The 19,900-nt window shown below is 70.2% G+C and carries 12 protein-coding genes and 1 pseudogene; 5 read left to right on the plus strand and 8 right to left on the minus strand.

The window, feature by feature from the left end; all coding sequences use genetic code 11:
- Positions 1-179 precede the first annotated feature (179 nt).
- Positions 180-1,124, plus strand: coding sequence for a serine/threonine-protein kinase (locus ACZ3TS_RS32720; protein WP_467625092.1), 945 nt, complete (start codon positions 180-182; stop codon positions 1,122-1,124).
- Positions 1,125-1,158: 34 nt separating this feature from the next.
- Here the strand turns inward: ACZ3TS_RS32720 and ACZ3TS_RS32725 are convergent, their stop codons facing one another.
- Together ACZ3TS_RS32725 and ACZ3TS_RS32730 are read right to left on the minus strand one after the other, a co-directional pair.
- The gene (locus tag ACZ3TS_RS32725; protein ID WP_467625094.1) at positions 1,159-3,417 is read right to left on the minus strand and encodes a UvrD-helicase domain-containing protein; all 2,259 of its coding nucleotides are present in this window, start codon (positions 3,415-3,417) and stop codon (positions 1,159-1,161) included.
- Positions 3,414-10,328, minus strand: coding sequence for a DEAD/DEAH box helicase (locus tag ACZ3TS_RS32730; RefSeq protein ID WP_467625096.1), 6,915 nt, complete (start codon positions 10,326-10,328; stop codon positions 3,414-3,416). The genes ACZ3TS_RS32725 and ACZ3TS_RS32730 overlap by 4 nt, the downstream gene beginning before the upstream one ends.
- Before the next feature lie 405 nt (positions 10,329-10,733).
- Here ACZ3TS_RS32730 and ACZ3TS_RS32735 point away from each other — a divergent pair, with 405 nt between their 5' ends.
- A complete protein-coding gene (locus tag ACZ3TS_RS32735; RefSeq protein WP_467625099.1) occupies positions 10,734-12,428 on the plus strand; it encodes a hypothetical protein in 1,695 nt (564 codons plus the stop codon).
- Positions 12,425-12,868, plus strand: a complete 444-nt coding sequence (locus tag ACZ3TS_RS32740) for a hypothetical protein (protein WP_467625100.1) — start codon at positions 12,425-12,427, stop codon at positions 12,866-12,868. The genes ACZ3TS_RS32735 and ACZ3TS_RS32740 overlap by 4 nt, the downstream gene beginning before the upstream one ends.
- An 18-nt stretch (positions 12,869-12,886) precedes the next feature.
- Here the strand turns inward: ACZ3TS_RS32740 and ACZ3TS_RS32745 are convergent, their stop codons facing one another.
- The 5 genes and pseudogenes from ACZ3TS_RS32745 to ACZ3TS_RS32765 form a co-directional block, all read right to left on the minus strand.
- Positions 12,887-13,495 (minus strand): hypothetical protein, encoded by a 609-nt coding sequence (locus ACZ3TS_RS32745; protein WP_467625102.1) that lies wholly within the window; start codon positions 13,493-13,495, stop codon positions 12,887-12,889.
- A 59-nt stretch (positions 13,496-13,554) separates the two neighbouring features.
- Positions 13,555-14,790 (minus strand): AAA family ATPase, encoded by a 1,236-nt coding sequence (locus tag ACZ3TS_RS32750; protein WP_467625104.1) that lies wholly within the window; start codon positions 14,788-14,790, stop codon positions 13,555-13,557.
- A gap of 212 nt (positions 14,791-15,002) precedes the next feature.
- Positions 15,003-15,182: an ATP-binding protein gene (locus tag ACZ3TS_RS32755; RefSeq protein WP_467625169.1), complete on the minus strand. Its 180-nt coding sequence runs from the start codon at positions 15,180-15,182 to the stop codon at positions 15,003-15,005.
- A 19-nt stretch (positions 15,183-15,201) separates the two neighbouring features.
- Positions 15,202-15,468 (minus strand): annotated as a pseudogene (locus ACZ3TS_RS32760) (hypothetical protein); the annotation flags it as partial.
- 121 nt (positions 15,469-15,589) lie between these two features.
- A complete protein-coding gene (locus ACZ3TS_RS32765; RefSeq protein WP_467625106.1) occupies positions 15,590-16,726 on the minus strand; it encodes a hypothetical protein in 1,137 nt (378 codons plus the stop codon).
- 366 nt (positions 16,727-17,092) lie between these two features.
- Here ACZ3TS_RS32765 and ACZ3TS_RS32770 point away from each other — a divergent pair, with 366 nt between their 5' ends.
- Positions 17,093-17,908, plus strand: a complete 816-nt coding sequence (locus tag ACZ3TS_RS32770; protein ID WP_467625109.1) for a helix-turn-helix domain-containing protein — start codon at positions 17,093-17,095, stop codon at positions 17,906-17,908.
- A complete protein-coding gene (locus ACZ3TS_RS32775; protein ID WP_467625110.1) occupies positions 17,905-18,111 on the plus strand; it encodes a DUF397 domain-containing protein in 207 nt (68 codons plus the stop codon). The genes ACZ3TS_RS32770 and ACZ3TS_RS32775 overlap by 4 nt, the downstream gene beginning before the upstream one ends.
- A gap of 341 nt (positions 18,112-18,452) precedes the next feature.
- Here ACZ3TS_RS32775 and ACZ3TS_RS32780 read toward each other — a convergent pair whose 3' ends face one another.
- Positions 18,453-19,871, minus strand: a complete 1,419-nt coding sequence (locus ACZ3TS_RS32780; protein ID WP_467625113.1) for a restriction system modified-DNA reader domain-containing protein — start codon at positions 19,869-19,871, stop codon at positions 18,453-18,455.
- Positions 19,872-19,900 lie beyond the last annotated feature (29 nt).

Consider the following 19,900-nt stretch of genomic DNA (forward strand, 5'->3'; position numbering starts at 1 on the left):
CGAGTACTTACTGGGTGGTGCCACGTCTTGCCTCTCGTTTCCTTACGTAGAGATCCTATTGGGTCCCTGTCCGGAAACTTCGGGGCACCTCAGAGCATGAGGTTTTCGGCAAGGGCAGGGCCTCCGGCCAGGCAGTCCGTGCACTGACATACCGCTGGGGCTCATCGAAGGAAGAGAACGTGGAGCAGTTCGCCGCAGGCAAGGTTCTGCGCAGCAGGTACCGGCTGGACCGGATGCTGGGCAGAGGGGCGATGGGGCACGTCTGGCAGGGCACGGACGTGTATCTGGAGCGCCCTGTCGCGGTGAAGACCGTCGCCGCGGATCTTCTGGCTCTCCCCGACTGGCGCCACACCGCCCTGGCGCGCTTCGAGAGGGAGGCCAAGGCTGCCGCTCGTCTCGACCACGCCAACATCACGACCGTGTACGACGCGGCCGTCACCGATGACGTCTGCTGTCTGGTGATGCAGCTCGTCGACGGCACGACCCTTGACAACGTCATCGACGGCGCCGACGACGGGCTCCTGCCCGTGCCCGCCGCGGTCTCGGCAGCCGCGCAGCTGTGTTCAGGTCTGTCCGCCGCACATGCGGCCGGCCTCGTGCACCGCGACCTCAAGCCGCAGAACGTCATGGTAAGCACCAGTGGGCTGGTGAAGATCCTCGACTTCGGTCTTGTGAAGGTCCTGTCGGACACCGACCCGCGGCTCACCATGACGGGTGAAACGCTCGGCAACGTGTCCTATGCCTCGCCTGAACTCCTGGCTGGCGAACAGCCGCTGGACGGCCGCAGCGACCTGTACGCGGTGGGGTGCCTGCTGCACCACATGCTCACCGGACACCCTCCCTTCCGCGGTGAGGGCCCCGCCGAACTCGTGACCCGGCACCTCACCGCGTCTCCGCCGCGGCTGGCCGACCACGGCGTCGATGCCCCGGCCGCTCTGCAGGACCTGCTGCACGCACTGCTCGCCAAGCGCCCCGAGGACCGTCCCAGCCGGGCGGCGGACGTGTACGCGGCCCTCGCCCCGTACCTGCCGGACCCAGATCCGGCCCTTGCGACCCGCAGGGTGCCGCCGGAGGATCCTCGGCTGCCGTTCCTCGTGCCTCAGGGGCCGGTCATGCCGCGTTGACCGAAGCGAACCGCGGCACGATCCCAGAGGCCGGTCACGCCGCGACCGGCGGCCGTACCCGGATCAGTTCCTCCAGGAACGGGCTCGGCTCCCCGTGCCAGAAGACGTCGAGGCTGTCGCGGGCGCGCGTGGCCGCCACGAAGAGCAGGGACCGGGCGCGCTGCAGCTCCGTCCGGTAGCGCGCCGGGTCCGTGGTTCGTCGCTGCTGGACGCTCGCACGTGGCACCAGCCCGTCGGCCACGCCGGCGATGATCATGCGCTGGTACTCGAGCCCCTTGAAACGGAACATCGTGCCGATGTGGACGCCGCTGTCGCCGCGGGGTCCGTCCGGGCCGATCTCCAGCGCCCTGATGCCGTGCTGGGCGAGTGTGTACGCGGTTTCACTCGCCATCTGGTTGGTGGGCACGGCGATGGCGATCTGCTCGTGCGGCACCTGACCCCAGGATTCGATCAGCGCGGCGATCGCCTCGCGTTCCTCGGCCCAGTCACTCGACGGGTGCAGGTCGGGCACGGCGCCGCTGAGCACGGACCGGTACCCGGCCAGCGTCTCGCTGCTGCCGTCGAGGTCGTCGTACGTCTCGTCGCCGAGCACGTTCAGCGCGGAGCGCAGGATCTGCCGGGTGGTTCGGTAGCTCAGCGACAGCTTCGACGACCGGCCGCGGATGTTGATGCCGAGGCTGCCGAGGGTCACCTGGTTCTTGTAGATGCGCTGGTGGGTGTCGCCGACCAGGAAGAGGTCGTTGCGGTCCGGAGCGGTCATCGCGCGCAGCATCTTCCAGTGGGCGGGCCGCAGGTCCTGAGCCTCGTCCACCACGATGTGCCGGTACCGGTAGCGCAGCCAGCCGCCCGAACCGTCGGCCATGTGAACGTTGTCGAGGCCGCCCGCTTCCTCCCGCTGACGGTCGATGGCCTGGATACGCCGGGCGCGCTCTGATTCCAGCTGAGCCGCCCGCTCCGCGACCTGGTCCCAGGTCTGTACTTCGAGCCGGTCCAGGCGCTGGGTGAAGCGCTCGGCGAGCTGCCAGATCTCGGCGCGTTCGGACCGGCTGACGGTGCGTCCGCGTCCGGCGCGGCGTGCCCGGAAGTAGTCGGTGCGGGAGGTGACGGCCTGGCCGAGGATCACCTGGGTCCATTCGTCGTGCAGGAACTCCGCGTCCCAGCCGTCCTCGGCGAGTTCGTCCAGGAGCGAGCGCCATTCCCGGACCGCCTGGGCCTCGTCGATGATGCGCTTGCGATTGCCTGGCTCCGCCTCCCGGACGGTACGCAGCGCCAGCTGGTCGACATGGCTGATCTCGACACGCGACAGCAGGTTCTCGCCGCCCAGGGCGAGAAGCCGTGAACGCAGGTCCGCCGCGAGGTTCTTGTTGTAGGTGGTCAGCAGGACCGGCTTGGTCCGGCCGGCGGGGAGCCGCTCGACCAGGTGCTTGACCCGGTGCAGGGCCACGATCGTCTTGCCGGTGCCGGGCCCGCCGCCCACGCGCGCCGGACCGCTGTAGTCCCGCGTGACCAGCTTGGCCTGGGTGGGGTGCAGGAAGACCTTCCAGCGCCCGAAGTCCTCACCCTCCAGCGCCTCGCGCAGCGCCTCGTCGGTCGTGGTGACGATGGTGGCGGGACGTTCGACGGCAGCCTGGAAGTCCTCCGGGTCCACCGGTTCCGGCGCCGCGACCGGGGCGGTGACCTGTTCGAGGACGTCGTCGTACTCCTTGCCGTCGTACAGCGCCAGCAGCACCTCGCCGGTGAGCTGCGGCGCGTACTCGACGAGCCCGAGGAGCTGGTCCTCGGTGGTCAGCGCGGCGATGACCGGGACCAGCGACGGGGCCACACCCAGGTCGGTGAGCTGCTGTTCCGACCACTTCGCGAACAGCGGCCGCGGAGCGGTTGGCTCGGCGGGACGGACAGGCTCGGTGGGTGCGGTGGCCTGCGGGGCCGCGGGACTGAGCACCTCCTCCTGCACGACCTGCAGGTCCACGTACTCGATGCCGCCCGTGACGCGGTTGACCGAGTACGTGAGCCGGTCCAGGTGCTCGTAGACGTCCTTGCGGTGCTTGACCGAGACGATCAGCCAGTCGTCGTCGGCCAGGCGCAGGAGCAGCGCGCGATATTCGTCGTTGACTCGTGCCGAGTGCAGCTTGTCGTGGCCCTGCAACTGCTTGAGACGTAGTCCCGCCGAGTCGGGGTTGGTCTTGAACTTGTGCTGGAAGTCGTAGATGGCACCCTTGACCGGGCGGGGGAGCTTGAGGATCTCCCGGTCCGCCTTGTCGAGCAGGCGCAGTGTCACGTTCTTGCCGGTCACGGTCGCTCTTCCTGTCCATTGTCCGTGGTGGTGCCGTCAGGTCGGCCGGGACGTTCCCGGCCGCCGGACGGTGGCGCCCCGCCGAGGCGGTCGGCGATGTCGTCGGCGGTCCAGCCGGTGGCGGGGCGCACCTCCCAGCCGGCCGCGGCGAACGCACGGTCGCGGTCGAGTGCCTCCGGATCGGCGTCCTCGCCCTCCGGCGGGCGGGGAGCGAGGACGACACCCACGCGCGCGTCCGGCCACGCCAACTCGGCCAGCCAGCCGTTCTCGTCGAGCTCGTAGCCGTCCTCGGGAATCCGCACGCCGCGCGCGGCCAGGGACTCGGCCAGCGCGAGCAGGCCGGGCTCGTCCGGGTCGAGGTACTCGATGATCCGGTCCCATGCCGTGTCCCTGGCGGGCGGCACGACGCCCGCCGCGGGCTCCTCCGTGGTGGCCGGCGCCTGTGGCGAAGGGGCGGCGGGCTCGGCCTGTGCGGGCCTGCCGTCGCCGGCCGCGGTGACCGCGAGCGTCGCGCGCACGCTTTCCAGGACGCCGCTGCCGCCGGTGACCGCCAGGGTCTCGACGGGGAACCCGGCGAGACGGCCGGTCGTGAGCTGGACGGCGTCGCCGCCGCCGGTGTCCAGGAACTGGAGCAGGTTGGACCAGAACAGCCAGGCCCGCCAGCGGCGCTTGTGCGCCTCCTCGTGGACGTGGACGCCGGGTGCGTCGTCGAGCAGGACGATGCTGGTCCACGCGGGGCGCTTGGCCCGGCCGTCCGCGGCGAACACCAACGGCAGTCCCGAGTGGTCGGTGACCGTGAACAGCTGGACCGCGCCGCGTGGCCCAGCGGGTGTTCCGCCGCGCAGCGCCGCGATGATCTGCTCGCCCAGTACGTCCGGCAGCAGCGGGACGGGGCGGGCCCCGGCTCCCATGAAGCCCGCCAGGGCCGCCTCAGCCCGCCACTGCCAGCGCTTCGCGTCCGGTCGGCGCAGATATTCCACGAGCTGCACGGCCGGATTGACCCAGACCGTCTCCGCGAGCTCACCGGGCAGGCCGTTCCACACCTTGGCGTAGTAGTCGCGGGCCCTGCCGCGGGCCTGGTCGCCGTACGGCTCCCACACCGGGTCGGCCGGGCCGGCGCCCGCGTGGCCGGTGTCCCGGACGCGGCGCTGCCACTCCTTCACGTCGCTGTAGGTGAGCTGGAAGACCCTGAGTCCTTCCGCGCGCAGCCGCGTGCGCTTGTCGGCGTCGTCTCCGACCCGGTTGTGCTCCCGGCCGGCGTGGAACTCGTAGCCGTCCAGGTAGACCGCCACGCGCGGGCCTGGGGCGTCGACCCGTTCGAACAGGACGTCGGGACGGGTGCCGTCGAAGACGCGTTGCTGCGACACCCGCCAGCTCAGCGTGGTGCCGTCGGCGGCGGTCAGCCGCAGGTCCAGGGCGTGGGTGCCGGCCGGCGTTATGTAGGCGTCGCCGCTGGCCCGGCTCTCGGGCAGCCCGGCCCACTCTCGCAGCGTGTCGATGAACAGCACTTCGAGGTCGCTCTCGGCCTGCCGGTGCATGGGGATGTGCTGGGTGGTGGCGACGGGCGAGGTGCGCCAGCGTTCGCCGTCCGCGCCGAGCAGCTCGTCCAGCATCTGCCGGACCTCGTTGCGGCTGACCTTGTCGTAGTCGGCCGGAGGCACGCGGCGCAGCAGGCAGCGGTGGCAGCCGTCGAGCCCTTTCTCCAGGCAGCCGCAGCCCTCGATCACCTCACGGGCCTTCAGCAGGACCTCGCGGAAGCCGTCGGAGGTCGCCAGGCGGTGCAGGTAGCCGGTGCCGCCGGGCAGCCGGTCGTACACCACGAGGAACCGGCGCGGCCAGTCGCGGTCCTCCCCGTCCGGCATGGACGCGGCGGTGATCTCGATGTGGTCGGGATCGCCGCCGTAGCGGGCCGCTATGCCCGCGAACAGCGCGGCGGTGAACGAGGCCAGCCGCTCCTTGGCCCGCGCCACGGACGCCGGCAGCAGGATGCGGACGGCCTCCGTCGTCAGCTCGTGCGCCAGCAGCAGCGGCACGTCCAGACCGGCCCCCTGTTCCTCCCCGCTGCCGCGCAGCCGTCGGCGCGGGCACCACAGCTGGTGGTGGGCGCTCGCACGCGTGGAGCGGGCAAGGGAGGCGGTGAGCGCGTGCTGCGACTGGTCGACGACCGGCCGCCCGTCGGCCGTCGCCCCACCACAACTGGCGCACACGTAGAACGGGTTCAGGCGCACGTCGTAACCGGCCAGCGGAACCGTGCTGCTGCCGTCCTGCCGGTCGACCCCGAGGTTCAGGGTGCGGACGACGGCCTTGCGCGTGAAGTCGGCGCCGAAGACCGCGGTGTCGTGCCGCCACGATCCGGCCGCCAGATGCGCGGGGTCGATGTCGACCGTGGTGAGGACCGCGTACCGCCTCCGGTCCCGTTCGTCACGGTCGTCCCGCACCCGGGCGTCGTCCCGCTTGTCCCGGGACATCACGCGCCGGGGCTCCAGCACGTGGTGCACGCATCCCGCGTCGGCGATCTCCCGGGAACCGCACCGGGGGCACGGTGAGGTGTCGTTCTTCGGATCGCCGTGCGTGCGCGCGTACCCGCAGGCCGGGCAGAGACGCCACACCGCCCAGGCACGCCGCTCGGGGCTGCCGATGTCGAGGGCGCGCACGACGTGCCGGTAGCCGTTGACGTAGAAGCTGTTGCCAGGCGCGAGTTCGGTCAGGGCCAGCTTGCGGGAACGCTCGTAGTCGCGCACCTCGCTGCGGTACACCCACTCCCGGCGTTCGTCGTCGCCCTCCGGGGCCTCCGGGCCCTCGTCGTCACCGGCGGCCTCCTTCCAGTAGAGCGTGGCCTCCAGCGACGTCGTCGTGTCGGTGAGGCTGTAGTTGGGCAACAGACCCAGCTCGACGAGGGCGCCGTGCGCACTGGCCTGGCTCAGCTGACGCAGCAGCTCGCCCGTGGCACGCCGTTCCGCGAGCAGCTCACGCCGCTCGGCGCCCTGCTCGCGGTCCTCGGCGAGCAGCCCGTCCACGGCGGTGTCGATGGCGGCGATGCGGCGGCGCAGCTCCTCGCGGCGCACCGTCCACTCTTCCTCGGCCTCCTGCAGGGCGCGCGCGATGCCGCCGGTGGCGTAGGCGCGCAGTTCGTCAGCGGCGTGCGCGGACACCCCTCGGTCGTCGTCCGGGCCGCCGGGCGCCTGCGGGAACAGCGCCAGGAACTCCTCCACCAGCCGCGCCCCGTGGGTGAGCGCCGCCTCGGACAGGTCCTGGCACCAGCCGGTCGTGCCGAACAGCGCCGACGACAGGCGCGGCACCGGCATGAGCGGCTCGCCGTCCGCCGTCGTCAGCTCGCCGCGGGCCGCCCGGTCCAGCAGGTGCGCCGTGTACTGGCGGCGCAGGATCTCGACGGCCGACAGGTAGCAGCCCGGCGGCACGATGTCACCGGCGATCATCTCGGTCGGGTCGTCGAGGTAGTACCGGTCGCGGGCCCGGCGCCCGCCGAAGGCGACCACCAGGGCGTTGCCGGTCCGGCGTCCGGCGCGTCCGGCGCGCTGCACGTAGTTCGCCGGGCCGCCGGGCAGCGAGCCGAGCAGCACCGCCGACAGGTCGCCGATGTCGATGCCCAGTTCCAGGGTGGGCGTGCAGGAGAGCACGTTGGGATCGGTGTAGTGGGTGCCCTGCCGGAACGTCCGCTCCACGCGCTCCCGTTCGGGCCGGGTCAGCATGCCGGTGTGCTCGGCCGTGACGACCCGGTAGGTACCGCCGGTCAGATACAGACGGCGGTAGTAGTCGGCCCGGTAGTCACGCGCCAGCTTCCCGCCGAAGCCGCCGCTGCCCGCCCCGGACGACGACATGCCGTACTGGGGAGGGGTGAGGAGGCCGGTGCAGCGCCAGCGCGGGCAGGGGTGCCCGTACCAGCGGGTGCGCCGCTCGGGCGGCACCACCTGCTGCCACCCGCACTCCTCGCAGGACACGAACGCCTTGTTGACCAGGTCGTCCGCCAGCAGCCGCACGTGGATGTGCCCCGGCTGCAGCCCGTAGACGCGGCTCGTGCGGTCCTTGGCGGTGCGCGCCGACAGCACGCCCTCGTCCGCGAGAACCGGCAGCAGTCTGCGCAGGTACTCGGTCGCCTGCGCCGGGTCCAGGCCGAGGCAGCGCCCTGTCCAGTCCTGGTACCAGTTGCCGCGACCGGTGATCGTGTCGAACTTCGTCTTCTCCTTGGGGCCGGCGAGCAGGAACCTCGGCGGTGCCACGTACCCCTCGGGGAAGGCAGGCATCCCCTCCGGCCGCTGTCCGGAGATCAGGTACTGGTTGACGCCCGCTTCCCTGATCCAGGTGTCCAGCCACCGGTGCCGCACGCCGCCGCGCAGCCGCATCCGCTCCAGCAGCCCCCGCACGTACGCCAGATACCGCTCGGGCGTGGGCAGGCCGCCGTCCAGCCCCAGCTGTCCTGGCAGCGTGAGGTGCAGGTCACGGGCGAGCGCGACGATCCGGTCCGGTTCGGCGATCACCACTTCCGCGGCCGTGGTCCGGGTCAGCTCCAGGGTGCGCCCGAGCCGCGACCGCAGCCCGAACTCCATGACGGCCGCGAAGGCGAGCCGTTCGCCGATGAGCTTCCAGGTCCGCGCGTCCCCGGTGCCGCGCCCCGACAGGAGCCGGTCCACGCCCGGTTCGTCGTGCACGTCCGGCGGGACGACCGCGGCCAGCGTCTGCGGGTCGTCCACGGAGTCCAGGACGTCGCCGATGAGGTCGTTGAGCGGAACCGGCGCACCGGTGTCATCCAGTTGGTGCGCCAGCAGCGAGCGCAGCGAGAACTTGTACGAGGCGTTGGCGACATAACCGGCCCGGTGCGCCGCGTCCTGCGTGGAGTCGTTGAACAGCAGCGTCTTGCGTTCCTCCGGCGCCAGCGCGATCTCGTGGCCGCCGGTGAACAGCTGGGTGACGGTGGCGGAGGCCAGCGCGGCGAGCGCGGTACCGAGGAACCTGATGCCGTTGTCCGTGCCGCAGGCCGGGCAGGTGTCGTCCTTGGCGGCCTGGTCGGCGGTCTTCTTGTCCAGGACGGCCCGCGCGAACCAGGCGTCCTGCAGGCCCTCCCCGTCCTCGGCGACGGGCAGGCGATAGCTGCCCTGCGTCCCGTCCAGCACCACCACGGACATCGGATCGACGCCGCCCGCCTGCTTCGACGCGGCGCCGGTGAGCGCCGCGAGAGCGTCCCTCGCCTCGGCCGGGGTCGCCGAGATGAAGTACCGCAGCCGCCGCTTGTCCCGTCCGACGGACGCCGACCAGATCTTCGGCGGGCTGGTCTCCAGTTTCTGCGGATCGGCCTCCGGGGACAGCGCCGCCCAGCCCGACCGGCCGCACACGCGGCAGTAGATCGCGGGCAGATGAGTCTGCGCCGGCCGCTGAACGGTGTCGGAACCGGGCAGCGCCTGCGGCCGCCGGGAGTCCGCCGTCGGCCATTCGTCGCTGTCGGACAGGTCCTCGGACATGGGGGCCACGGTCAGCGCGGAACGCCGCGCGAGGGCCCGCTCGTCCTCGTACCAGCGGAACTCCGGCCGGCCGCTCACCCCGCTGAGCACCCGCCCCACCGGCCGCACCCACAAGTGCGCCTCGATGTGCAGCAGCGGACGCGGCCTGCGCTCGTCGGACTCCGGGTCCCGCGCGGACGACAGCAGCGCCACGAACCGGGACAAGGCCTCCAGCGCGAGCCGCGGGTTCTCCCGCGCGGTGCGTGCCCACGCGTACCCGAAGCGGGCCATAAGGTCCCGCAGCCCCCACTCGTCGAGCGGCTCGCCGTTCAGCAGCGCGAGCACACCGTGGGTGAAGTCGTGCTTCTTCAGCAGCCGTCCGATCTGGAAGACGCCCATGCCGCGCCGCCCCAGGAGCCGCTCGGCGAGCCCATCGAGGTCGAGCCGGTCCGGGTCGGACTCCACGCCCGGCCCGCCCGAGACCTCGATGACCTCCTTCGGTCCGGGAGGCTCCGGCAACTCGTAGTCGATGTCTCCGACGAACTCGTCGGCGCTCAGCCGCTCCTCACCGACCACCGAGTCCGGACCGAACGGCACCCCGAACACCTGCTCGGCGACGGTGAGGATGCCGCCGGTGTCGCCCCCGCCCTCGCCGAGGGTCGCCGAGGTCGCCACCGGGCAGATGGCACCGAGCGGCCGGCCCGGCTCCGAGGCGCCCACGGCCGCCGCCAGCCGCCGCAGCAGCATCGCCACGTCGGTGCCCTGCGCGCCGTCGTAGGTGTGGAACTCGTCCAGCACCACGTACGCGGGTTCCGCGCCCTCCCACAGCGGGCGGTCCTCGGCCCGCTGCAGCAGCAGGTCCAGCATCTTGTAGTTGGTGATCAGCACGTCCGGCGGCGACTGGCGCATCTCCTCGCGCCGCGTCATCACCCGCCGGAAGTCCGTGTCCGGCTTGTCGCCGATGTAGAGACCGGCCGTCACCTGCGCCAGTTCGGGCTGCGCCAGGTAGTCGCCGATACGGCCCGCCTGGTCGGTGGCGAGCGCGTTCATCGGGTACAGCAGCACGGCCTTCACCCCGCGCCGCCCCAGCGCCTTCTGCCGCCGGCAGTGATCGAGCACGGGAATCAGGAACGACTCGGTCTTGCCGGATCCGGTGCCGGTCGTCACGAGTGTCGGCTCGGCGGCGCCCTTGTACGTGCTCAGCCGCTCCCACGCCGTCGCCTGGTGCCGCCACGGCGTGAACGACGGCTGCCACTCCAGCGCCGACTGCCACCCGTCGCCGGCGGGGTGGAACGGCGTCCTGATCCGCAGGTACGGCCCCCGGAAGATACCCGTCTCCGGATCCCCGAGGAACCTCTCCAGCGCGAGCCGCGTGTCCTCGTCGGCCAGCGCGTACGTCGTCGTGAGGTACTGCGTCAGACTGCCGCGGAGCTGCGCGGCGGCCAGGGTGGGCTTCACGAGGACCTTTCGGGCAAGTCGGATTACATCAACCGCCCGTGCCTGACACCGCGACAACAGGCGAAGGCATGGTGACGATCAGCGTCAAAAATAACGCCCACCTCCGACATCGGCACCCACCTGGTCGAATCCTGAACTCCGACCGCGCATCACGTAGGGGAATCGGGCGCCGGTTCGGCGATATCGATGGCCTGAAACACATCACCGGGTGACTCGCCCCCTTCTGCGGCGGCCGTTCAGCCACCACTCTGTCTCCACCGTGGGGGAGCCGAGGGGGCGTGCGCGTTGGGACTGGGTACCGATTTCGAGCGGGTGGAGGAGAACACCGGAGAACCGGACAGGAAGTCGAGCGCCCCATCGCCTCCGCGGAAGCCGCGGTGGACGTCCTTGCGCAGGGAGCCGGTCATGCCGCTGCCGGGCGACGGCCTGGTGTCGGACCGACCTGCGAGGGAGGAGGCTTCTCGCGAGGAGAAGGAGTCGCGCCGACCGGAGACCTCGGACGTGACCGGCTGGTTCTGCGCCGCCCCGTACCTGCGTGACGACCACGCCGAAAGGCTGGCACGCTGGGTCTCGCACTACGCGACCGCCGCGCCGCGCCTGGCATGGATCTTCCTCACCCGGCGCGACCGGAAGAAGCGGGAACGCGCGCTGCGGGCCGTCGTCGAGGACCTGCGGCCGGTGGACACCCAGTGGCCGGTGTTCCTCGGCCACGACTACGTCCGGTGGGTGCGCCGCCGTGTCTCCCGGGGCCGTCCCGTCCCGCCGCACGGCTTCCACCTCACCCCAGTCCTGCAGAGCGCGGCCACCGCGGAGAGCCTCACCCTCCTCAGACGGGTGCTGCTCGCCATGGTCCTGGCCGGCGCGGCCGTCACCGGCTGGATCACGGGCTTCGCCCTGGTGCTGCCCGTCCTGGTGGGCGGTGCGTGGGCCGTGTGTTACGTGGACCGCCTGTACGCCTACGCGCGTTTCCGCCGGGCGCGCTGGGCCGACCGGCGCCCAGTCCACGACCTCCGCTGGTGGGTGGGGCCCCGACGCCGCCGCGTGCTGCGCCGGGAGCCGCCCGAGCGCGATGGACTCGTGGTGCCGTACGCACTGCGTCTGCGGGGCGGCACAGAGCCCCTGCACCACCTCGTGGGCGCCGGCACTCTGTGGTCGGACCACTCCATCGGCATCGACGTCATGGCGGCGGACGACCAGGATGCCCAGCGCCACGAGACGGAGGAAGAGAAGATCGTCCGCCGCACCTTCCGCAGCGTCGAGGAGATCGTGCACGGCAGGAAGGACCGCGCCTTCACCGACTTCACACCCGACGAACTCCACCGCCATGTCGCAGGCGAACTGACGGAGCTGCTCGACAAACGGCCCGCCTACCACCCGGACAACAGACTCGACGTCTTCGACGTGGCCGCCGTCTCCGCCGAACGCTGGAAGGACATCACCGACGCCGAATGGGAGTCCCTCCTCGTCCTCGCCCGGCAAGGCACTGGCGCGGACGGCGCCAGCGCGGCTCCCAAAGAGGCCCGTCGGATGCTGTGCACCAGGATCGTGTCCTGGGACGGCGAACTCGTCGCAGCGCTATACGTGAGCTTCGCCTACGAACACCACTTCCTGCGCATCACTCTGCGCTCGCAAGTCATGAACCCTGTCCACCCGACGCTCCGTACCGGCATGAGGGCGGCGCGGCGTGGCGGGGGCGCGTGGCACGCCCGTACGGTGTTCAACGCGCTGCTGGACGTCTTCACGCTCGTCAACCGCCTGCGAGCGCCCCTGCATTCACGCCGTCCGCCGACGGACCCGGGCGAGGGACCGGTGAGCCTGCGCGAGGTGTACTCCTCGCACTTCATGGACGACATGCTCCAGTACGACGACGCCCGCAGGTACGTGGACTGGATGCAGCGCTGCGTCTTCCGCGCCGCTCTCGGGTTCCTGAAGGACCACAACGCCGACATCAGCGCTTTCGTGCAGCAGGCCACGTACATCCTGCAGAACAGCGGCGTCATCAACTCGGGCGTCATGGGCGACGTGCAGAACCAGCCCGGTGCCCGCAACTCCACCACCACCATGACCCGGACACCTCCGGCCCAAGGAGACACACCGTGAACCTGCTCCGCCGCAGTGACGACGCGCCCGACGACGATTTCGAGGACGAGCCCGAGCCCGAGAACACCGAGCCGACCGCCCGCAACTACAACTCAGGAGTCATCAACCACGGATCCGCCGGCAACATCCAGAATCAGCCGAACGCCAGGAACTCCCGCCAGAGCATGGTGGCCGCCTCGGCCCCCGAGACCGCAGACCGCTGGGCTCGGACGATGAACGAGCTCGCAGACGCCCTCGCGGCGGAGCGGAACAAGGTCACGGACCCCGGGACGTGCGAGGCACTGCTCGGTGTGCTCCGCGACCAGCAGGTCACCCAGGAACCGGACCGCAGCGCGGCGGGCGCGATGCTCAACAAACTGAGGACCTTCTGCGGCGACGCGAACAACGTGCTGACCGTGATCAGCACGGCGCTGGGGCTGCTGGGGCTCGCAGCGGGCTGAGCGCAGTACGTACGAAGGTCAGGTCCAGCCTGTGAGATCGCCCACGAAGTCGTCGTATGAGCGGTTGCTGCCGCGCGGGGACGGAATCAGCCGACGGGTGAGCGCCTCACGGGCCACCGCCGGGCCGTCGCTCTCGCGGAACACCGGCAGGCCGAGCCCGCGCTTGAGTTCCTCCTTGGCGTCCCTGATACGCCCGGTGTCCTTGTCCAGGAGCTTCGCGGGCACCTTCCACCGCGGACGCACATGCGGAAAGGCGTCCGGGAACAGCAGCAACCAGCTTTCGCTCTCCCAGGCGGCGAGCGCGAGAGCCGTGCGGAACTGCGGGCACTGGCGGGCCAGTTCGTCGGCGAGTGCCTTGCGGATCCGGTCGTAGCCGGCATCCGCGTACCCGTCCAGGTCCTCGTGGACGACGAAGCCGAGCAGGTCGGCGCGCTCCCGGAGGGCCTTCGCGCGGGCCTTCCCGGCCAGGGTCTTCACGGCGGCGGCCAGCTCCGCGCCGGACTTCCTGCGCAGCCGCACCGGGTCGTTGATGCGGACCAGTCTGGCGGTCTCGCTCAGATCGGGCCGGTGCGCCCGTATCAGCTCGGCGAGGATCTGGCAGTCGTTCTGGTCCTCACCGGCCAGCACGATGACGCCCCGCGCCTGACCCCTGGACGTCCGCGCGCCGGCCCCTCGCCCGCCCGGGGTCACAGCTCACCTCCGGTGAGGTCGCCGCCGAGGACACCTGAGAACCACAGCTCTCCGAGGGGCTGTTCGCCGGACTCCTCGACGATGGCCTTCACCTCGTCCACGGTCAGCGCGGGGATGATCGACGCACCCTCGTCGTCGCGGTCGCACACCACGAACTCTTCCGGTCGCAGTCGGTTGACGAGCGCGGGGGAGTGGGTGGCCACGATGAACTGCGTCCGCTCGGCGGCTTCGCGCAGCCGCTGCACGACGAGCTCCAGGGCTTGCGGGTGCAGCCCGTGGTCGATCTCCTCGATGCAGGTGAACGCCGGCGGGTTCGGGTCGTACAGCAGGGCGAGCAGCCCCAACAGACGGACCGTGCCGTACGAGGCGTCGGCGAGCGGGGTGAGCCGGCGCAGGCCGTGTTCACGCAGGACGACGGTCAGTTGGTCTGTAGATCCGCCGACCTCCTCGAACTCGATGTTCTCCAACTGCGGCAGGACAGTCCGGGCGTCGGCGACTAAATCGTCCCAGATCTCCTCGCGGCCGCTCAGGTGGATCAGGAATCCGGCCAGATTCTCGGCATGCGGGGAGAGCGTGGCGAAGTCCGCGCCGCGCAGCCGTGTCGGCTGACGGGCTGCCGCCACGTCGACATCGAACACCCGGAACGACGACAGCCGGTCCGCGACCCGAGTCACCTCGTCGCCGCCGTCGGCGGGACCGAGCCGGGGCAGCGTGGACAGACCGCTGCTGAGCCTTCGGATACCGAAGCTGCCGCTGTCCTTCGTCTGTCCCGCCCGTTCGTCGACGACGCGAGCTTCCTCACCGGAGATGGTGATGCGCCGGCCGCGTCCCTGCTTGCGTTTGAACGCGAAGCTCTCCTCACGGGACAGGGTGTACCGCGTCCCTCTGCCCTCCCGGTTCGACGGCAGGGAGCGGCGGCGGATGACGAGGTTGTACTCGTCCGGCGCTTTGAGCGTCGAATTGCTGGTCCAGGTGGCCTTCAGCTGGATGCGCATCGAGGTCGGCGGCCTGCTCCCGCCCCAGAAGGCCACCTCGTCGAACCCGCCGTGCGAGTCCAGCGTCGGCTGGAGGTCGGTGCGGATGATGTCGGCGAGGAAGTCGAAGACCTTCAGCACATTGGACTTGCCCGCGCCGTTCGGGCCCACCAGCACGGTGAGGGGACCGAGCGGCACGGTCACATCCCGCAGGCTGCGGAAGTTCTCGACGTGGAGTTCTAGCAGACGGCCGGGCATGGGCAACCTATCGAGTCGATGCACGGTACGGCGGAAACGCCGGCGCGGACGGCGACGACGCGAGGTGCGCGCTCCTGCACGAGCGCTGCTCGCGGACGTCCCGGTGAGCGGGCATCATGCTTCCTCCGTCGTGTCGTGCGTCCATGGACGGACGATGATCGACCGTCCGCGGACGATCGTGGCTCAGCGTATCCGCGACGGCTGACATCGACTCACCGATCCGCCACGGTCGACTCCGCCGGGGGTCGGCCCGCCTTGAGTGACGCCCAGACGGTCTTGCCCGGGCCGTCCCGGCGGTCCGTGACGCCCCATTCGTCGGCCAGCGCCGTCACGATGAGCAGACCGCGGCCGGATTCGGCGTCGGGGTCCGCGGGAGGGACGGCGCTCACCACGGGTGTCCGACACCTCCAGCCGCAGTTCACCGCCGGCTTCGGTGGTCAGCCGCACATGGAAGTCCCGTCCGGGGACCCGGCCGTGCCGTACGGCGTTCGCGCTCAGCTCGGCGGTGATCAGCGTCAGCGTCTCGTTGGCCTCGCAGTCGTAGGCGTGGCCCCAGGCGTCCAGGCAGTGCGCGACGAACAGCCGCGCCAGTCGGGCGCCTCGCGGGGTCGACGTGAACGACATCGCGAACTCGATGGTCCCCGTGGGGCCGGGGGGAGGGAAGAGCGTCGTGTGCATGGGGCCAGCGTTGTGGCCGGGTCGGGCGTGCCACCAGGAGCGACGCCTGTACGGCGGTCCGCTGTACACAGCGCCGGGCTGCGGCGGGTGAGCGTCGTGCGAGCGATGCCGTACGACGGCGTCAGCTCCGACGGCACCGCTCCCGAAGCTCCGCGAGGACCGCCTTCTCACGGGAGTTGACGTCACCGTCCACGGTGGCCACGCGTTCCGCCGCGTCGATGACGTCGCCGAGATCGCCCGGCTCGGCGTCCACGCGCTTCCACACCTCGGCGGGGTCGATGTCGATGACGTGCGCGAGCTGTTCGTCGACCACCTCGTGCCGCTCTCGGACCAGCCTCACCAGATGTCGCATCAGCAGCGCCTCGTCGTCGGCGATTTTGGCGTTCGCGTTCGCCCTGATGACGAGCCAGGCGACCCACAGCATCAACTGCGGGTGCCGACTGCGCTCGCTGATTCCCTCGGCGATTTCGATCACCCGCGCCTCGTTCCGGAAGACGGCCCGCGCGTGCCGGCCGGCGAGAAGCGTGGTGTAGCGGTTCAGCAGGACGGCGAGGGGGACCCCGACCAGGGGGATGCCGATCTTGATGACGTTGCGCTGGAGGAGGTGCTTGCCGACGACGGGGAGCGCCTTCCCCGCGGTGAGTGCCGATCCGGAGTAGAAGCGCTTGACCAGCGGTCGCACCAGGGCCGGGACCGCCTTGGCCACGCCTTCCCGTGCCGCTTCGCCGCTCTTGATGGTGAAGGCCACGCGGATGAGCTTCCACAGGTCCTCGGGGTCGTGCACGTCGAGCGGGACCCGGTAGAGCACGGAGACGTCGTAGGCCAGGCGGAGCTGGAGCTGGGTGGTGAACGCGATGTCCACCATCATGGTCGCCACGGCTGCGGGGACGGTCGCCGGTGAGGCACCCCCGAGGCTCCCGATGGTGGCGGCGACGGTCGCCGTGTAGGCCCCGGCGGAGAGACCTCCTTCGAGCGCCGCGTACCGGGCCGCCATCTTGATCCGCTGATCGACGATGGCATCCGCGGGCACACCCGAGTACCGGTCCTGGAAGTACTGCCAGTCGACCTTCTCGGTGTACGAGTTCATGGCGTGGGCGGCGAGCTTGGTGAACCAGTTGCCCGACTTGATGTCGTCCGCGCTCAGGCCCTTGACGAAGTCCTTGATCTCGGCCTGCTCCTGCTCGACGACCTTCCGGTCGGCGGCGTCGTCGGCTCCGTCCGTGTCGGTGTCGGCAGCGTGCGTCGGCGCGTCTGTCATGGCGCGTTCCCCCCTGGCTGTTCCGCGGTCGGCTGAGCTGCGGGCGTGCGGGCACCGCTGCTGCCGTCTCCGCGCGATGAATCGGCGAGCGGTGCAACGGCCGCTCTGTCCTCCCCTTGAGGCGCCACCTTAGCGGGTGGTCAGGCGACCGGTACCGTGGCGGGACACGTGGGTGGGGGTGTACAGCCCGGGGCTGTACAGGGGAGGGCGGACGCTCGTAGGCGTTACGGGGGAACCGGGCGAACTGGGGCCACGGCGACGCTGCGTGTCCATAACATGTGCTGTGAGTAACGGACCGGTGTGGCGCCTGCGGCGGGATGAGGCGCGGGCGGGTGCCTCCCTGCGGGTGGGTGAGGTGAGGTCGCCATGGCGGCATACGGTGAGAGCGAGGCGGGCATCCTCCGGTGCTTCGGGCAGCAGTTGCGGTTGCTGAGGACGAGTCAGGGGCTGACGCGGGCGGAGTTGGGTGCGAAGCTCGGGTACGGCGAGGACATGGTCACCTCGGTGGAGCTCGGGCGGCGGATCCCCAGGCCGGAGTTCATTGACCGGGCGGATGCGGTGCTGGAGGCCGGCGGGTTGCTGACGGTGATGAAGGAGGAGGTGGCGCGGGCTCGGTACCCGGCGTTCTTCCGGGACGCGGCGAAGGTGGAGGCGGAGGCGGTTGAGCTGCATGTGTATGCCAACCAGGCTGTGCCGGGGTTGTTGCAGGTCGAGGAGTACGCGCGGGTGGTGTTCGAGATGTGGCGCCCGCTCCTTGACGAGGAGACCGTGAATCAGCGTGTGGCTGCCCGGTTGGCTCGCCAGGAGTTGTTCTCGCGCAGGCCCATGCCGACGATCAGCTTCGTCATCGAGGAGAGCACTCTGCGTCGGCCGCTTGGCGGGAGCGCGGTGATGCGGGCGCAACTGGAGCAGGTGCTCTTGTACGGTCAGCAGCGCAACGTCGAGATCCAGGTCATGCCGACCGATCGTCGCCAACATGCCGGAATGGGCGGCCCGTTCACCTTGATGGAGACGGACAAGGCGCAGAGGATCGCCTATGTGGAGGTGAACGAGCACAGTCACCTCTACAGTGAGCGGCCAGTGGTCCGGGGTTTCGAGGAGCGGTATGGCATCTTGCGTGCCCAGGGTCTGACGCCCTCGGAGTCACTGGCATTCGTGCAGAAGCTGTTGGGAGAGCTATGAACACGGAAGACGCGAGCTGCCAGCCTCGCTCGGAACTGCGTTGGTTCACGAGTAGCTACAGCAGCGGCGCGGGTGGGGAGTGCGTTGAGGTTGCCTTCCTGGCGACTGCCGTGCATGTGCGTGACTCGAAGCGGGTCGCTCAAGGTGGGCCGGTGCTGGAGGTCAGCCCCGCAGCATGGTCGGCGTTGCTTGAGATGATGTGAGCTTGCACGGCTGCACTCGACGGTCGGCGCTTCCCCAGGGAAGCGCCGACCGTCGCAGTGAGGAATGATGTTCAGGCCTCACGAATCGCAGGCGGAGTCTAGCGGCCGAGGGCGATCTCCTTGTCGAGACGGGCTTTGAAGTACGCATTGTGGCCCGCATCTCGGCCTGGGCAGGGGAGCTGGCAGGTTGACGACCGCGCCCTTGCCCGAAAGCACGGAGTGCTCTCTCAATGCCGAAATCCTGCCGCCCGGAACCCCGTAACGGTCCATCACGCCACGCCGAGAGGCGCGGTCAGCCGTATCCGCAGTCCGGTGCAGTGCCGTAGTAAGGGTGACTACAGCTACTCGCCGTAATCACGCAGGAGCTTGTTGAGGTTACGGATCTTGTCCACGTCCGCCTTTGGCAGCGGGTCGCTGCTGTTGAAGTGCATGACGTTGTTGCGGATCTTCCGGACCTCCTCCAGCCAGTCGATGAACGTCTTCCGGTGGAGACGCCAGCCCAACTGCTCCCAGCGCTCCGGGTGTTCGAGCACGCGCAGGTAGTCGCCCACCGTGAGATCGCCGAAGGAGGTGACACGCTCTCCGTCCGGGTCGCATAGGGCGCTGACCTCCTCCAGCGTGAAGGTCCCTGCGATGATCTGCCGCAGCCTGCGGTCCATCTCCCCGATCATTAGGAAGTGGCTAGCGAGGTCCCCGTAGGCCTGGGCAACATCGGCCGCCGTGACGATACCGGCGATCTTGTTGTGCTGGTCCTTCACGAGTACGAAGTCAGACTCGGCCAGCATGGGGAGGACATCTATCAGGTCGTGGTCGTAGCGGACGACCTGGGGCTCCACGACGGCGTGGGAGAACGGCGCGTCCGGATCAGCGTGCCAGGCCCTGGCAATGGACTTCCAGGAGACCGCACCACGCAGGTTATGAGGGCTGGTGAGTACGGGAAGCTGTGAGAAGTCGTAGAGGGTCATCAGCGTGATCGCCTCCTCGAAGGTGGCGGTCGGCTTCACGCTCACCACGGCGTCCCCGAGCGCCGAGGGAAGCGTGCCCACGGTCAGCCCTGTCTCCGGCGACGCGGCATCCGCGGGCAGGCCGGTCAGCATCCTGAAGGAGGACTCCGGGGCCGAGTCGACGTCCTTCTCCTCTTCAGCTGCCTCTTTCACCAGTCGCACGGTCGCGGTGAGCGGCACCTTGTCAAAGCCCGGTGAGGTGACCAGGCCGTGGTTAGCGAGTTCCGCCTCGATGTGGTCGTTGACCGCGCCACGTCCTGTCGCCCCCCACCAGCTCAGCAGTTCCTGCACGGACATCGACTGCGGTTCGCCGGCCTCCGCCCGTACTGCGGCCGCCTTGAGCCGGTCGTGCCGCTCGGCGGGCGACAGGAACAATCTGGGCGTTGAGTGCTCCCTGCCACGGGCGTTGACCTCAGAGGCCGACATGTCCAACAGCTGCTGCCTTAGCCTGGAGAGAGAACGGCCGTCACTCAGCACCCAGGCGTGCCAGCCGGCGAAGGCGCCCCCGCCGGCGGCTATGTAGGCGGCCCGGGAGGGGGAGCGCGCTTCCTCGCCGTTCTCCAGGCGGAGCCAGCCCTTGGCGGTGACCGTGGCCTTGTAGCTGTCGCCGATCTGTGGCCGAGTGAAGGTGAGGGTCGTCCCCTCCTTGAGCAGGCCATGCCGCAGCAGGTCGGAGATCTGGACCCGGCGGCCGTCGAGCAGGTAGCTGGCCCGGGACGGCTCCTCGCCGCCCAGGCTGTGGTGCGGTTTGGTCATGTTCCCTCGTCTCTTCACCGGCGAGCGGG

Source organism: Streptomyces sp. NPDC022910 (assembly GCF_055561075.1).